This is a genomic window from Microbacterium sp. (genome assembly GCF_048259935.1).
Lineage (GTDB): Bacteria > Actinomycetota > Actinomycetes > Actinomycetales > Microbacteriaceae > Microbacterium.
This window is the reverse complement of the sequence record NZ_JBLXHF010000001.1, coordinates 21,004-36,141: the sequence shown is the minus strand read 5'-3', so window position 1 is coordinate 36,141 and position 15,138 is coordinate 21,004. Positions and strand designations below refer to the sequence as shown.

10 protein-coding genes are annotated in these 15,138 nt (G+C 66.5%); 5 read left to right on the top strand and 5 right to left on the bottom strand.

The features are described 5' to 3' along the window. Positions 1 to 42: 42 nt before the first annotated feature. Together ACN0RC_RS00170 and ACN0RC_RS00165 are read right to left on the bottom strand one after the other, a co-directional pair. Positions 43 to 3,216, bottom strand: coding sequence for a hypothetical protein (locus ACN0RC_RS00170; RefSeq protein ID WP_417508042.1), 3,174 nt, complete (start codon positions 3,214 to 3,216; stop codon positions 43 to 45). Positions 3,217 to 3,464: 248 nt separating this feature from the next. Further along, positions 3,465 to 5,747 (bottom strand): LuxR C-terminal-related transcriptional regulator, encoded by a 2,283-nt coding sequence (locus ACN0RC_RS00165; RefSeq protein WP_417508041.1) that lies wholly within the window; start codon positions 5,745 to 5,747, stop codon positions 3,465 to 3,467. Positions 5,748 to 5,828: 81 nt separating this feature from the next. On the opposite strand from ACN0RC_RS00165, the gene ACN0RC_RS00160 reads away from it, so the two are divergent. The 5 genes from ACN0RC_RS00160 (at position 5,829) to ACN0RC_RS00140 (ending at position 12,004) form a co-directional block, all read left to right on the top strand. After that, on the top strand, positions 5,829 to 7,097 hold the full coding sequence (locus ACN0RC_RS00160) for an MFS transporter (protein WP_417508040.1): 1,269 nt from the start codon (positions 5,829 to 5,831) through the stop codon (positions 7,095 to 7,097). Continuing rightward, positions 7,094 to 8,761, top strand: coding sequence for a sensor histidine kinase (locus tag ACN0RC_RS00155; protein WP_417508039.1), 1,668 nt, complete (start codon positions 7,094 to 7,096; stop codon positions 8,759 to 8,761). The genes ACN0RC_RS00160 and ACN0RC_RS00155 overlap by 4 nt, the downstream gene beginning before the upstream one ends. After that, positions 8,758 to 9,879: a hypothetical protein gene (locus ACN0RC_RS00150; RefSeq protein WP_417508038.1), complete on the top strand. Its 1,122-nt coding sequence runs from the start codon at positions 8,758 to 8,760 to the stop codon at positions 9,877 to 9,879. Before ACN0RC_RS00155 ends, ACN0RC_RS00150 begins: the two co-directional genes overlap by 4 nt. Then, positions 9,866 to 10,897: a glycoside hydrolase family 6 protein gene (locus ACN0RC_RS00145; protein ID WP_417508037.1), complete on the top strand. Its 1,032-nt coding sequence runs from the start codon at positions 9,866 to 9,868 to the stop codon at positions 10,895 to 10,897. The genes ACN0RC_RS00150 and ACN0RC_RS00145 overlap by 14 nt, the downstream gene beginning before the upstream one ends. Before the next feature lie 117 nt (positions 10,898 to 11,014). Beyond that, positions 11,015 to 12,004, top strand: a complete 990-nt coding sequence (locus ACN0RC_RS00140; RefSeq protein WP_417508036.1) for a response regulator — start codon at positions 11,015 to 11,017, stop codon at positions 12,002 to 12,004. 51 nt (positions 12,005 to 12,055) lie between these two features. Here the strand turns inward: ACN0RC_RS00140 and ACN0RC_RS00135 are convergent, their stop codons facing one another. The 3 genes from ACN0RC_RS00135 to ACN0RC_RS00125 all read right to left on the bottom strand — a co-directional run bounded on the left by ACN0RC_RS00135 (position 12,056) and on the right by ACN0RC_RS00125 (position 15,130). Further along, positions 12,056 to 13,540 carry a glycosyltransferase family 2 protein gene (locus ACN0RC_RS00135; protein WP_417508035.1) on the bottom strand — a complete coding sequence of 495 codons (1,485 nt, stop codon included), beginning with the start codon at positions 13,538 to 13,540 and terminating at the stop codon, positions 12,056 to 12,058. 123 nt (positions 13,541 to 13,663) lie between these two features. Continuing rightward, positions 13,664 to 14,374 carry a fructose 1,6-bisphosphatase gene (locus tag ACN0RC_RS00130; protein WP_417508034.1) on the bottom strand — a complete coding sequence of 237 codons (711 nt, stop codon included), beginning with the start codon at positions 14,372 to 14,374 and terminating at the stop codon, positions 13,664 to 13,666. Positions 14,375 to 14,515: 141 nt separating this feature from the next. Next, a complete protein-coding gene (locus ACN0RC_RS00125; RefSeq protein WP_417508033.1) occupies positions 14,516 to 15,130 on the bottom strand; it encodes a hypothetical protein in 615 nt (204 codons plus the stop codon). Between the last annotated feature and the right edge of the window lie 8 nt (positions 15,131 to 15,138).

Here is a 15,138-nt window from a genome sequence, read left to right as displayed (position 1 = left end):
CGACCCATCTGGGCCGCGGGGCATACTCTTCTGCTTTATCGGTTACGCCTGCACGCGACGACGACGGATCATCGCGACCGCACCGATCGTCATGACGAGCAGGGCCATCGCGCTCACACCGAGCCACTGTGCGGCCTCGGCGCCCGTGACAGCCAGCGCGCCGACCGGAGTGGTCACGCTGTCCTCATCGGCGACGTTTGGCCCCGTGGGCGGGGTGCCGGTGACGCTCGCGTCATTCGTGATGCTGCCGGCCGCGCGGTCTCCCGCGGTGACGGCGTACGACGCGGTCGCTGTGACCGACTCGCCGGGAGCGAGAACGCCCTCAGCAGCAGGCCACTCGCCATAAGTGATCTTTGACAGGCCCTTCAGCTCGTCGGTGATCGACACCCCGGTCAGCGTCACGTCGCCAGTGTTGGTGACGGTGAACGCGTACGAGATCGTGTCGCCGCTGACGGCGCCGGTCTTCTCCAGCAGGATGCTGGGGTTCTGCGGCACCGGCTGGTCGAAGTCGTCCTCGTCGGTGACGGGTGTGCCAGTCGGCGGGGTTCCCGTCGTCGTGGCAGTGTTCTCCACGACGCCGGCATCCCGATCGGCCTGCATCAGCGTGTAGGTCGCCGTTGCGGTGACCGACTGGCCGGGCGCGAGCGTTCCTGCCGTGACAGGCCACTCGCCGTAGGCGATCTCCGACAGGCCGTCGAGCTCATCGGCGATCGATACGTTCGTCAGCGTCACGTCGCCCGTGTTGGTCGCCATGAACTCATAAGAGATGGTGTCGCCGTCGAGCGCGCCCGTCTTCTCCAGCAGGATGCTGGGGTTCTGCGGCACCGGCTGATCGAAGTCGTCATCATCGGTGACAGGAGTGCCGGTCGGCGGGTTTCCGGTGGTCGTCGCGGTGTTCTCCACCACGCCAGCATCCCGGTCAGCCTGCGTCAGCGTGTACGACGCGGTCGCTGTGACCGACTGGCCGGGAGCGAGAACGCCCTCGGCAGCAGGCCACGCACCATAAGTGATCTCAGACAGACCCTTCAGCTCATCGGTGATCGACACACCCGTCAGCGTCACGTCGCCCGTGTTGGTCGCCGTGAAGTCGTAAGCGATGGTGTCGCCGTCGAGCGCGCCCGTCTTCTCCAGCAGGATGCTGGGGTTCTGCGGCACCGGCTGATCGAAGTCGTCATCATCGGTGACAGGAGTGCCGGTCGGCGGGTTTCCGGTGGTCGTCGCGGTGTTCTCCACCACGCCAGCATCCCGGTCAGCCTGCGTCAGCGTGTACGACGCGGTCGCTGTGACCGACTGGCCGGGAGCGAGAACGCCCTCGGCAGCAGGCCACGCACCATAAGTGATCTCCGACAGACCCTCGAGCTCATCGGTGATCGACACACCCGTCAGCGTCACATCGCCGATGTTGGTCACCGTGAACTCATACGAAATCGTGTCGCCGTCGAGCGCACCGGTCTTGACCAACGAGATGCCCGGGCGCGAGTCGAGGGGCTGATCGAAGTCGTCCTCGTCCGTGACCGGCGTTCCGCTGGGCGGGTTCCCGGTGGTCGTCGCCGTGTTCTCCACCACACCGGCATCCCGATCGGCCTGCGTCAGCGTGTAAGTGGCCGTCGCCGTGACGGACTGGCCAGGAGCGAGAACGCCCTCAGCAGCAGGCCACTCGCCATAAGTGATCTCCGACAGGCCCTTCAGGTCGTCGGTGATCGACACGTCCGTGAGGGTCACATTGCCCGTGTTGGTCGCTGTGAACTCGTACGAGATGGTGTCGCCCTCGAGCGAGCCCGTCTTGACGAGCGAGATACCGGGTGCCTGCGACACGGGCTGGTCGAAGTCGTCCTCGTCCGTGACAGGGGTGCCAACCGGCGGGGTTCCCGTCGTCGTCGCGGTGTTCTCCACCACGCCGGCATCCCGATCCGCCTGCGTCAGCGTGTACGACGCCGTCGCCGTGACCGACTGCCCAGGAGCCAGCACGCCCTCCGCAGCCGGCCACTCAACGTAAGTGATCTCAGACAGGCCCTCGAGCTCGTCGGTGATCGAGACGTCCGTGAGCGTCACATTACCCGTGTTGGTCGCCGTGAACTCATAAGAAATGGTGTCGCCCTCGAGCGAACCCGACTTCACGAGAGAGATCGCCGGGGCGAGCTCGGGAAGCTCGACGATTGCCGGGGACTCATCGGTGACGGGCTTGCCCGCGGGCGGCGTGCCTGCGACGGTCGCCGTATTGGTGACCTCGCCGGCGATGACGTCAGCGGCCGTGAGGTCGTACGTCGCCGATGCGATCACCGATTGCCCGGGTTCGAGCACGCCCGGCTCCCCCGGCCATGTGCCGAACTCGATGCTCGACAGACCCGGCTTGGGGTCGGTGAGCGTCACGTTCTTGAGCGTGACCGCTCCGTCGTTGGTGACGGTGAATGCGTAATCCACGGTGTCACCCTCGGCGCCGATGCCGCCGGCAGCGAGCGTTCCGGCCTTCTCGAGGTCGATCGAGGCGCAGTTCGCGTTGACGATGTCAAGCAGAGTCGCCTGAAGCTGGTCGAATCCGGCGACGTAGTAGTCGCTGCCGTCCACGGGTCCAGAGATCTGCTTGATGTGCTCACGGAAATCGGCGAGGGCAGCACCTGAGAGGTTGTCACTGACGCCGATCGGAATGATCCGGGTGTCTTCGCCCTTGAGCGCATTCGCGCTGCGCACTGCCGCATCGAGCACGGGCTTGTCGGTGCTGTTGCCGGGGCCGGCGGCGGGGCTGCCGTATTGCGTCGGGTTGCCGTCGGTCACGAACAGCAACGCGTCGTAGTGCTCTTCGGATGCCGTGACGGCGGCGAGGCCGCGATCCCAGTTGGTGCCGCCCTGCTGGCTCGTGGGGCGCTGTACTCCATTGACGTAGGAGCTGATCGCTGCGACACCGGCAGCATCGGCGACCGAGGTCAGCGGAAGCGGTGCGTTCGCAGGTACGGCCGATGCCGGCGCGTTCGATGCGAAGGTGTGCACGGCGATCTTGACCGGATACCCCTCGAGGGCTGTGACCAGTCCGCTCAGCTCTTCACGAGTCTGCGAGAGCTGCGCGTCGGTGACGGAGTTGGACAGGTCGATGCTGATCGCGAAGTCCATCGCGCAGTGCTCTGCCAGCGGCGGGTTCGGCTGCACCGGTACGTCGGATTCGACCGCGCCAGCGGTCGTCGCCCCGCCGAGGGCCAGTGCCGCCGCGAGAGTCGCAGCCACAGCCCCCTTCGCAGCGATGCGCGCACGCCGGCGCGGCAATGATTCTGGACGTGGTTGTCTCACGTGAATGACTCCTCTTTGCTCCCCAAGTGCGCGCAGCAAATCAGATGCCCATACGCGCGGCAGTCGGGTAACTGCCGTCGCGACGTTATCCAGGCGCCACAAGGGCAAAAGCTCGGGTGAGTCAGATTCACCCCGCAGTTCACCCCGGCGTGTCGCGCCTGTCAGGGCGCCCGAGGCGCAGCGGGTCAGGCAGTGGTGCCGGCGAGCAGCCCGTGCCCGAGGGCGATGGCGAGCGCCTCTTCCCGCGAGGCCGCGCCGAGCTTGCGGTACAGACTCCGACGTTGCGATTTCACGGTGTTCGCCGAGACGTGCAGGCGGGCGGCGATCGTGTTCACGTTCGCGGTGTCGATCAGCTCGGTGAGGATGACCAGTTCGCGTTCGGTGAGCTGAGGAACGGACCCGCGCGCGTCCAAGGCCGGCCACGGCACGTCCAGGTCGAACAGCTCCCGATCCTCCGCCGAGGTCAGCAGGAACGGCGTCGTCAACCCATACGTGCCAGCGATCGTGCGCGCCCGACGCGCAGCCACCGTGGCTTCGATAGGGCGACCGAGCCGCCGCAGCACGACCGCATCGAGAACGGCGATCTGCGCCCGGACATCGGGGGTCTCGGCGGCGATCGTTCCCAGCATCCGCAGCGCACGTTCGTGCAGCCCGTCGAACAGGAGCGCCCGCACCGCACCGATCGCCACCGGCGCGGCATCATCGGCGCGCACCGTGAGCTTGCGTGCCGATGCAAGATCGCCGGCGGCGAGCGCCAACGAAGAATCCGTCAGGTCGAGCAGCCGGGTCTGCGACCGCGTGGTCCGAGAACCACGGGAACGGCGAAGCGCGCGGAACCGCTCCAGCCCGGCATCCGCCTCGCCCCGGCAGATGTCGATCTGCGCCCGAAGATATGCCAGCAGCGGCCAATGCTCGATGGTGTCGATGATGTGCCACACGCTGTCGAGCGCGGCGTCGGCGCGGTCGAGCTCACCGTGCTCGATGTGGATCCTCGCCTGCGCCATGTGCAGCAGGCTGCCCATGTACTCGTTGAGGATGTCGTCGGCCCACGCGTGCTCGCGCGCCGTGTCGACCCATCTCTGCGCCGAACCGAGGTCGCCGGCGAGCGCATGGACCACCGCGACGCCGCCCAACGAGATCAACTGGATACCGGGACGCCCCGCGTACGGCATCGCCCGCTCGAACTCGGTGGCCGCCTCGTCGAGGTGACCGGCGTACATGAGACTGATCGCACAATGCGTGTGCAGGTCGCCAAGCAGCCCCTCGATGGCGCGATACTCATCGGCCGGAAGCTCACCGAGGATGGATGCCGCGGCACGCGCCGCCTTCGCTCCGCCATCGCCGATGCCGAGCAGCCGCTGCAGCACGGATTCGATCACGCGCAGAAGTGCGCGGTCGGCGGACCCTGCAGGAGCAGTGCGCGCGCCGATGAGGGCGATGCCCATGAGCTCGGCGGCCCGCAACCGGTGCTCGTGGCGAGCGTTGTAGATGAGGGCCTGCGCCATGGCGATGATCGGCCAGCGCCGCAGCTCCCACAGATGGATGCCGCGCAGCAGCGCCATGATCGATGCGCCGTGCGCCTGGAGCAGCGGCATCCCCCCGCCCCGGATCGCACCGTCGATGACCGAGAGAGACTCCGCGGCCACGCCCTCGACGAGCGCTCCGTACCAGGCTCCCTGACCGAGCAGGGTCTGCGCGGCCTGCTCCCGCACAGTCTGCGCGTTCTGCGGCGGGTGCACCTTCCGCGTCGCCGCGCGCACCGGGGCGGTGAGTAGGAACAGCGGGTGACCGGCACCCGCCACCCACTCCCCACGACCTGCGCGCTCGCACTCCGCGATGAAATCAGCCGGTCCATCGAGGGCGGCGACCACTTCGTCGGTCAGCACCTCGGGCATCGCGAACGTGGCGTGCGGCGATGGCAGCGGGCCCGGCGGCAACTCTGCCAGAAGCGCCTGCACGATGTCGTCTCGGACGGTCCTCAGCGCGGCGACGGCGCCGACCGCCGAGGGCAGCCCCCGAGTGGCGAGCTGTACAGCGCGAGCGTCAAGCTGCGACCCGCGCATCGACAGGTACGCCCGGGTTTCGTGGTCCGTGAAGGCCAGCTCGGCGATGAATTCGGCGTGCTCACCGGTCGGCACGGCCCGGCGAGTGTGCGCGGCGGCGCGGACGACGAGCCCCTGCCGGGATCGGCGCAGCTCGCGGATGCGCATCCAGTCGCTCTCGGTCAGCGCATCGGCGTCGTCGATCATGAGGACGTCGCCGGTCGTGTACGGGATGCTGTGCGGCGCACCCCAGACGACGTCCGGATGCTGCGCGGCCCACTGCCGCAAGAGCATCGTCTTTCCCGCGCCGACCGGACCCACGAGGACGACGAGAGGCGCGGCAGATGAGAGTGCGGAGAGCAGCCGGGGGCGCTCAAGTGGCGTCGATGCAGCCGGGGATGTCGCGATCGGACCCGGAGCTGCCATTCCCTCACTCTAGCTAGAGTGCTCTTCGGCGATGAAGTGACGAAGAGCGAAGTGAAGTGACGAAGAACGAAGGGGTGCACGATGCCGGCAGGTGAGAACGCGGGGCTCAGCGAGCGACGTTCGGTATATCTGCTGGCCGCAGTCAACCTCGTCGCGTTGGGCTCGCTCGCCGCCCCGGTCATGGCGGGCATCCCGCTGAAGATCGACGCGCTGATGCTGCCCGATCAGCGCGCGACGGCGCTCGCGACGGTTCTGACGCTCGGCGGGCTGGCCGCGCTGATCTCGAACCCGTTGTTCGGCGCGCTCTCGGATCGCACGCGAGGACAGCTCGGCAGGCGCAGGCCCTGGATGCTGGGTGGTACGGTCGCCGGTCTCCTCGGCGTCGCTGCGCTCTCGGCATCCGATTCGCTCCCGGCGATCATGATCAGCTGGGTGTGCACGCAGACCGCCTTCAACGCGGTTCTCGCCGTGGCGGCCGCGCTGCTCGCCGACACCGTGCCTGAGAGTCGTCGCGCTGCCGCCTCCGGGGTATTCACCGCAGCGGCATTCGTCGGCGTCCTCCCCCCGCTCGTGCTCACGGCGCTGCTGCCGCGCCACGTCGATCTCGTCTCGTTCGTGATGCCAGTCGCCGCTCTCGCCGTCGTCGGGGTCGCGATGACGGTTCCCGATCGGGCCTCAAGCGCACTGCGGGCTGCTCGGCGCGGTTTGCGCGCAGCACCCGTCTCGCCGGCCTTCGTTGCGGTGTGGCTGCAACGCTTCGCGATGCAGTCGGCGCTCTCGCTGGCGACCGCTTTCACGTTGTACATGATCATCGATCGGATGACGTCAGACCCGGTGGCGGCGACGCCGATCGCGATGATCGCCACCGTCGCCGGCGGTGCAGGCATCGTCGTCGGAGCGGCTTTCGGTGGAGCGTGGGCGTCGCGCCTGCATCGATACATGCCGTTCCTGGTATGCGGCGCGGTGGGGCTCGCCGCCGGTGCGTCGCTGCGTGCCGTTGCGGAGGTTCCGATCGCGCTCTGGGTCGCATCCGCTGTCGGTGGTCTCGCGGTCGGTGCCTACCTCGCGGTCAATCTGGCACTGGCTATGCGGGTTCTTCCCGAGGGCCGCGCCGGCACGTACCTCGGTGTGCTCAACGTCGCCGAGACGATCCCTCAGGTGCTGGTGCCGTTGGTCGCCGCGGGGCTGCTGCGCATCGGCCAGAGCGATCCGATCTCCGGCGCGAGCGACAACTACCTCGCGCTGTACGCGTCCGCGGCGGTGCTCGCGCTGCTCAGCCTCGCGACGCTTCCCGCTCTGCGCCGCGCGTCGCGGCAAGAGACGCCCGTCCCGATACACTGTCGCTCATGATGAGGGGACCGCAGACGGCGCGTGCCTCATCACCGTCGGGCACCGGGTATTACGGCGACGCCCGCTGCCGCTCGATCTGGCAGTGGCAGCTGATCATCGCATTCACCATCGTGGCGATCGCGCTCGGCGTCGCCCTGCTGACCCCGGAGCGATTCGGCAACTGGCGCTTCACCGCCGGCATGATCTTCATCATCGCCCTGACGCTCGCTGCGCTGGCGATCCCCTGGCATCGGATCGGAGCATCCGGCGTCCTCGTCCTCCCCCTCCTCGATATCTTCGCCATCGACCTCATTGCGGCCGGAGATACGGCCGCGGCCTCGTTCTTGTGGGTCTTCCCGTTGACCTGGATCGCGACTTTCTACTCCGTCACCGCGATGATCGCGGCGCCCATCCTCATCGGCGTGCTCCGCATCCTCAACCTCCTCGTGCTCGGTGTGACGGCCGAAACCACGATCAACGTCATCATCCTGCTGATCACGCTGGGGTTCGTCGGAATCATCACCGCCGTAGGGGCGCGGCGCAACCGTTCGTCCCGACGACTGCTGAGCGCGCAATCCGACCGGCTCGCGCATTCCGTGCTGCGCATGAACGACCAGAAAGCCCGCAACGCACGGTTGCTCGACACGCTGAGCATCGGCCTCGCTCGGTTGACGACGACCGGATTGGTCGAGATAGCCAACGACGCGTTCCGCACGATCTATGCCCTCGATGTGACGAAACAGTTCCATCCCAATCACGCCGTCGAATACCGCGAGCGCCGCGGCCAGGCCGTGCCTGCGAACCAGACCGCCCTCATGCGCGCCGCACGCGGCGAGCTGTTCGAGAACGAGATCGTGTGGCTGTTCGGGCTTGATGGGCAGTGGCGGGCGGTGAAGACGTCGACCAAGATCATCGGCAGCGGGCAGTACGCCAACGACGGCCTTCTGCTGGTTGTGGAGGACGTCACCGAGAGCGTCGATCAGCACGCACGCGACGACGCCAAACGTCGCAGCATCTCGCACGAGCTGCGCAATCCACTCACCGCGATCCTCGGGCATATCGATCTGGTGCTCGAGCGCGACGACCTCGCCGAATCCGCACGTAGGCAGCTCGAGGTGGTCGAGAGGGCGGGCGACCGCATGCAGCAGCTCATCGACCAGGCGCTCGTTGCCCCCGGCGCACGCAACGACGATGCGGATGTCGACTTCGATCTCACCGACCTGACGCGCGCCTCGGTCGAGGCCTTCGCCCCCACAGCGGATGAGTCCGGGGTCACGATCGAGCCTCTCCTGGAGGAGGCTCTCCCGCTGTGCGGCGACGCCTTCCGAGTGCGGCAGGTGGTCGACAATGTTCTCGGCAATGCCATCAAGTACGCTCAGCACAATGGCAAGGTCGTGATTCAGACGTACCGCCCGAATCAGCATGAGGTCGCACTTCGGATCATCGACAACGGTATCGGCATCGCCGAAGAGGACATTCCTCGTATCTTCGAGCGCGACTTCCGCACCGAGGCCGCACGCGCGAGCGGCATCCCCGGCACCGGCCTGGGTCTGAGCATCTCGCGCGACATCATCGAAGCCCAGGGCGGGCGACTCGAAGTGACGAGCGAACTCGGGCAGGGCACCGAGTTCACCGTCTTTCTGTCCGCACCGATCGACATCTTTTCTGAACGGACACCTGAATGATCACCTCTGCGTTCGTGATGCCGGTCATCGCCGTGACCACTCTCGGCACCATCATCTCCATCGCCCTCGGGTTCCTGCCCAGGCCTTCGCGCGCAACCGTGCTCTGGGCTTCGTCGTTCGTCATCGCGATGGTCGGATCGTACGTCTGGTTGGCGTATGAGCTGCTTGATTCCGAGCAGCTCCGTGCGATCGGCTCTGCGCTGACGATCACGCCGATCGCCCTGCTGTGGGCTGGTGTTCGCGCGTATCGCCGACGGGACCGCCCCTACGTGTGGGTCGCCTGCACCTTCCTCGTGGTGATGCCGCTGATGCTGCTGGGGTCGACATTCATCAACGTGTACGGAATCGCGTTCCGAGTGCTCTTCTCGGCGTCGGCGGTGTTCGCCGCGCTGATCGTATGGGAGCTGGCGAAGCTCGGCCCGCGTCTGCGTGACGAGGCTCTTCCGCTGATGGCGGTCGCGGGAGTGTTCGTCGTCTTCGCCGTGGTCACGGTCGTCAACGGCATCCTGCTCGCGGTCGGTGAGATCGGCAACGACGAGAGCCTCGCCTTCATCCGCTCGCTGGATCTGCTCGGTGTGACAGTGTTCACCGTGTGCGGCCTCGTCACGACGCTGCTGCTGACGATCCGCGCGGATGAGACGTCGATGGCTCCCCACGGCGCGTTCGAGAGCACCGTGCGCACCCGTCTCGAGCGCGCTCGTGAGATGGACGAGCAGTGGTGGTCGCTGCTCGACATCCGCCTCGACGACCCGGATGAGATCCGCACCGCAACCAGCACGGCGGCCTTCAACGCTGTCGCCCAGAGGTTCGCGAAAGACATCAACGCGGTCTTCCCCGCGTCTTCCGACATCGATCAGATGACAGCGACGCGCATCATCGTGCTGGTGCCGCGCTCGCAGGGAGGTGTGCGCGAGCTGCTGACCGAGCTGCTCGAACGGGTATCGGAGTCCGACGCCACGCGTCCATATGCGCTGCGTCTGTCAGCGAGCGTGGGGTGGGCTCCGGTGTCGGCGGCCGGTTACGACTTCGAGACGCTCGTGGCGCTGGCCGGTGCCGCAGCGCAGTCAGCGCAGACGGCCGGCGGCGATAGGTGGGAGCGCGTCCGTGGCACGGTCTAGCACGCGTGGTCGCAACCGGCGCAAGCCGTGGCTCAGCAAGCGGACACTCTGGCTGGTCATCGCCGGTGTCGCGATCATCGCCATCATCGCAGGGCTTGCCATCGCGGTCACCATGACACAGCGCTGGTTCCATTCGATCACGGCGCAGCCGCCCGGCATCGGCACGATCGTGGTCGCGCCGGAGCAGTCGAAGGCTCAGCAGGCGTTGAAGACGATCGAGATGGATGCTGACGCCACCGCCGCCACCGAATACCTGGCCGCACAGCCGACCGCGTACTGGCTGACGCCGGAACAGGATCCGCTGGGGACGGCGGGGGCGACGACCGCGGCGCTGCTGGCGCAGGCGCGCACACAGGGTGCCGCGCTCGCGATCGTCGTGTACGGATTGCCCGAGCGGGATTGCGGCAACCATTCAGCCGGCGGCCTCTCCCCCGATCAGTACCGCGCCTGGGTCTCCGAAATCGGCGCCGCATTGGCAACGGCGCCCGACTTGGAGAAGATCGTGATCCTCGAGCCGGACAGCCTCTCGCTGGCGGTCGAGTGCGGCAACCTCGATGATCGGGTCGAGCAGCTGCGCGATGCGGTGCTTGCTCTCGAGGCCCCCGCGACCTGGATCTATCTCGACGGCGGCCACAGCGGATGGCATTCGGCAGCCGAGACGGCATCGCTCATCGACGCGGTCGGCGTGAATGACCGCATCCGAGGATTCGTGACGAACGTGTCGAACTACCAGTCCAGCTACGACGAGTTCGAATACTCACGCGAGGTCTCCGCGCACCTGGGCGGACTGCATGCCATCATCGACACATCACGCAACGGCGCGGCGACCGCCGGCTCAGACTGGTGCAACCCGCCCGGTCAGCGCATCGGCGACCCCGGCGGCACCTACGGCGATGACGTCGTCGACACGAACCTGTGGATCAAACCACCCGGCGAGAGCGATGGGCCGTGCAACGGCGGGCCCGAGCCGGGCGTCTGGTGGCCGGCAGGCGCGGTAGAGCTCACGTTTTCGAAATGAGATCTTTATCACATCGTTCGCATATCACATGTAGCATGTCGAGGTAACGCCCAGTACCCCCGAAGGTCCAGGTTGCTCAGGTTCTGATACCCAACTCGAGAGTGAAGTGCTCTACCGATGATCGATGACGCGCAGCGCCAAAAAACCGCGGTGATCGTAGAGGACGACCCAGAGGTACGTCACCTGCTCGCCGAGGTACTCGAATCCGCCGGCTTCTCGACGGTCTCCGTCGGCAACGGCATCGATGGTGTGCGCGCGGTGATCAACTACCAGCCGCTCATCACGACTCTCGACGTCAACATGCCGGGGATCGACGGCTTCGAGGCTGCGCGACGCATCCGTGCGCAGAGCGACACGTACATCATCATGCTCACCGCCCTCGATGAAGAGGCCGATGTCGTGCTGGGCCTCAGCGCCGGCGCTGACGAGTACCTCAACAAGCCGTTCCGTCCGCGTGAGCTGCGTGCGCGCATCGAAGCGATGCTTCGCCGTCCGCGCCACGGTGCAGTCGCGCCCCAGCCGCGACAAGAGGTGTCCGGCCCCTCGTTTCCCGGGGCACGCGTGAATGGGGCGGCCCCTGAGTATCAGCCGGCCCAGTCCGGGCCGGTGCAGTCCCAGCCGGCGCCCGAATATCAGCCCGTGCCCGAGTATCAGTCCGCACCTCCGGCGTATCAGCCCGCGCAGCCGGCAGCGCAAACGACCATCGTCATCGGAGCAGAGCGCCCCGAGGCGCTCGCGCCGGTGACGGCGCCCTCCTCCGATCTGACCGAGGGCATCTGGGTGTCGCATCGCGACTTGCAGCTCAACCCCGATACGCGCATCGTGCTGGTCGGTGGGCATGAGCTGGAACTCACACGTACCGAGTTCGACCTGCTGTCGACGCTGATGGAATCGAAGCGGCGCGTGCGCAGCAAGGCCGATCTGACGCTGGTGCTGCGCGGCGAGTCGTATGTGACGAGCTACTTCGTCGGCGAAGCCGATAAGCGCGCCATCGAAGCGCACATGACGAATCTGCGGCGCAAGCTCGGTGATTCGGCCGCTCAGCCCCGCTACATCGAGACGGTCCGCGGCGTCGGCTACCGGCTGACGTCCGAGCTCGCCGCCTGACGAGGGCGCGGTCTTCGAAACCGGAGCCGCCGCCAGGCGCCAGACCCGGATTCAGACCTTGTAGCCCTGGTGGCGGCGCAGCAGCTGGAAGATCATGATCACGGTCTGCACGACGGTCACCACACCGACAACGGGCCAGCCGATCCAGAGGATCGCCGATTGGGTGACGGGTCCGAGCAGCATCCACACCACCGCGAAGGCTGCGACCACGACGAGCAGCAGGATCAGCGGCGTCCAGTGACTGCTGCCGCTGCCGCGTTCTGCTTTGGCCTGCATGGCCCAGTTGTCGACCTTCTTGCGCGAGAGGAACCGGAACCATGATCGCAAGAAGTGACTCAGCCTGATCCACATGAATATCTCGGCTGGGAAGACGAGGGCTGCGAAGAGAATGTCGCTGTTCTTGTGGTCTTGCATGGTCATGGCGATGCGCAGGTTCAGCATCACCGCCACGGCAACGGGGATCAGCCACAGGGGTGAGAACACGAACGCGTTGATCGACAGCGACCCGGCGAGCAGCGTGATGAAGGCGATGCGCACGAACAGGTTCGTGAGCATGCCGAAGTTCTCGAACCAGCGCAGGCGCAGGTTGGGGTGCAGCGGCTGCCCCTTGGTGTCGCCGCGCTGACCGGGCCACATGAGCTCGATCGCGCCGAAGGTCCACTTGACCTGCTGCGCGTCGTACGCCCGCAGCGTCGTCATCCCGCCGACGTCCGCACGCGCGTAGGGACTGATCTTGGTGAGGTAGCCGGCGCTCTTGATCTGCAGTGAGAGCAGGGAGTCTTCGACCTCGCTGTCGCGCACCCAGGGTGTGCGCTGGTGGTTGGCTTTCATGACGTCGCGCAGCGCGGTGGTCGAGAAGATCGAGAACTGTCCGCCGAGGACTGCCATGTTGCGTCCGCGCAGCAGGTTCTGCAGGTTGAATGCGGCGAACTGCGTGCGCTGGCCGGCGATGAGGAACTTGGCGATGGTGCCCTTGATCGGTGCGGTATCGATCGAGTAGATCGCCGAGATGCCACCGATGCGCGAGTCAGAGACGGCTTCGGTCTCGAGATACTCGACAGCGCGCTTGTTACCGAGGGTGTCGCCGTCGACGCCGAGCAGGTAGTCGTATCCCTCGACGAGCGAGTAGCCGTAGTTGAGGGCGCCGACCTTCTTATCGGGGTTCTTGCCGATGTCGTGGACGAAGACCTCGGTGAACTGCTCGCCGAGGTCGGTGACGATCTCGTGGGGTCCGGCGAATTCGGATGCGACGCGCACCGTCTGATCGGTCGTGTTGTTGACGACGACGTGGATCACATCAGGAACGCGTGTCTGCGCGAGGAGCGAGGTGATGACGCCGGCGATGGATGCTTCTTCGTTGTAGGCGGGGATGACGCAGCCGATGGTCGACCGGTGCACTGTCGTGCTCTCGAGCACGTCGGCGAAGTCGTCGGCGAAACCGGGGATCGGGTGCTCGATGGCGAGTTCGCTGGACTCGGCGTCGCGGTCAGCGAAAGGCTCGATAGCCCGGTGGGCTCCGGTGAACGGTGTCGACATGGTTGATCCTCTATGTTGCAGAGCGCCCGGGTGGTGTGCTCCGACAGGGCAATCCTCGCGTGTTGACTTTCAGATTCGCGCGCGGACTCCAGAGGTTATCCGCAAGGTATCCAGAAGAAGCGCTCAGTCGCTCTCGGGGTAGATGGCGATCGGCAGCACCTGGTAGATCATCTGCTGCTGGAAGGTCGTGTCGTCGTTCGCCGTGCCCTCGACCGCCACGGTGATCGCGAAGTCGAGAGTGATGCCGTAGGTGTCATCGGGCAGCTGGTGGATCGTCGTCTGGGGCACCAGCAGACCGCCCTGGAAGCTGTTCAGCAGCAGTCCGCGGTCAGAGCGCAGCGTGTCGACGGGAACGAGCGTGCGCGGGTCGGCGCTGAACTGGAATGGGCTCGACGACTGGTTCGACGTCTGCGACGTCTGCGAGGTGATCGAGATCTGCGAGATGTACACGCGGCGCTTCTCTGTGAGCACAGCCTTCTCGTCGACGCGGTGGTCGTAGACGTTGACGGAGAAGCCGAATGTCTTCTCTCCGGTCGGGGTCCACTCCATGGTGCGCTTGGGGTCGTAGGCCCAGACGTCGAGGCGTACCTCGAGGTCTTCGGCGACGTCGCTCGAGAGTGAGACTGACCCGTCGCGGGTGAACTGCGAATCGAAGGCGAGTTCCTCGGGCGGGGTCTTCGCGTCGGGCTGCTGCGTCGGAACGACGGCCTCTGCCCGCTGTGCGTTGTTGAACGCGTCGACGATCTGGGAGCAGCCTGTGGTCGCGAAGAGCGCGCCGATGATGGCGATGGCTGCGGTGGCGCGGGCAGCGCCGCGGAGGCGACGGGGAGTCATGGATACACCGATTCTGGATGCGGGGACAAGGGTCCCGAGACGAAAGGCCACCGGTCACGCTACCGGCGTCTGCGCGCGTGACCGGTGGCGACGAGGAGTGCTTGTGCTGATCTTGTGCTGATCTTGCGCTTGCCGAGAGGATTATTCCTCTTTGTTCTCCGGCTGCGCGATCGCGACGGTGAGCGTATCGGTCGCCGTCTGCTTCGCGTACTCGCTGGAGTCCGGCTTCGTCTGCACGAGGAAGTCGTAGGTGAACTGCACCGTCACGTGGGTCGCTGCCGCGTCGACCGGGCCGACGTTGAACGTCTGCGAGTAGCTGTAGGGCGAGAGCACGAGGTAGCCGGGGCTGACGCTGGATGCATCGATCTGTGCGTCGAGCGGTCCGAAGGTCTCGTCGGCGTTCGCGGGGATCGCGATCATCGTGGCCTTCTGCAGGTACACCTTCTGGCCGTCATTCGGGGTGACGGTGGTGACCAGCGAGATGCTGATCGGCTTGACAGCGTCGGGCGTCCAGCGATCCATCGAGAGCGTGGACCAGTAGTCGACCTGGGCGGTGACAGCGCCGGCGATGAGCTCGCGTTCGGTGCTGCCGCTGGAGAGATCGTTCGGCACGGGCGGCGCGACGCTCGCCGCGGGGCTCGGTGACGCACCTGGCTGTTCCTGCGTCCACGGTGCGGGTCCGCACCCGACGACGATGACGGATGCTGTCAGCGCCGCAGCTGCCATGACGGCACGCTGCACGACTCGTGTGCGCATATGTTTCT

Coding starts and splice junctions, on each gene's coding strand:
- ACN0RC_RS00140 (WP_417508036.1), top strand. CDS start 11,015: ATGATCGATGACGCGCAGCGCCAAAAAACCGCGGTGATCGTAGAGGAC.
- ACN0RC_RS00130 (WP_417508034.1), bottom strand. CDS start 14,374: ATGACTCCCCGTCGCCTCCGCGGCGCTGCCCGCGCCACCGCAGCCATC.
- ACN0RC_RS00135 (WP_417508035.1), bottom strand. CDS start 13,540: ATGTCGACACCGTTCACCGGAGCCCACCGGGCTATCGAGCCTTTCGCT.
- ACN0RC_RS00150 (WP_417508038.1), top strand. CDS start 8,758: ATGATCACCTCTGCGTTCGTGATGCCGGTCATCGCCGTGACCACTCTC.
- ACN0RC_RS00165 (WP_417508041.1), bottom strand. CDS start 5,747: ATGGCAGCTCCGGGTCCGATCGCGACATCCCCGGCTGCATCGACGCCA.
- ACN0RC_RS00125 (WP_417508033.1), bottom strand. CDS start 15,130: ATGCGCACACGAGTCGTGCAGCGTGCCGTCATGGCAGCTGCGGCGCTG.
- ACN0RC_RS00155 (WP_417508039.1), top strand. CDS start 7,094: ATGATGAGGGGACCGCAGACGGCGCGTGCCTCATCACCGTCGGGCACC.
- ACN0RC_RS00160 (WP_417508040.1), top strand. CDS start 5,829: ATGCCGGCAGGTGAGAACGCGGGGCTCAGCGAGCGACGTTCGGTATAT.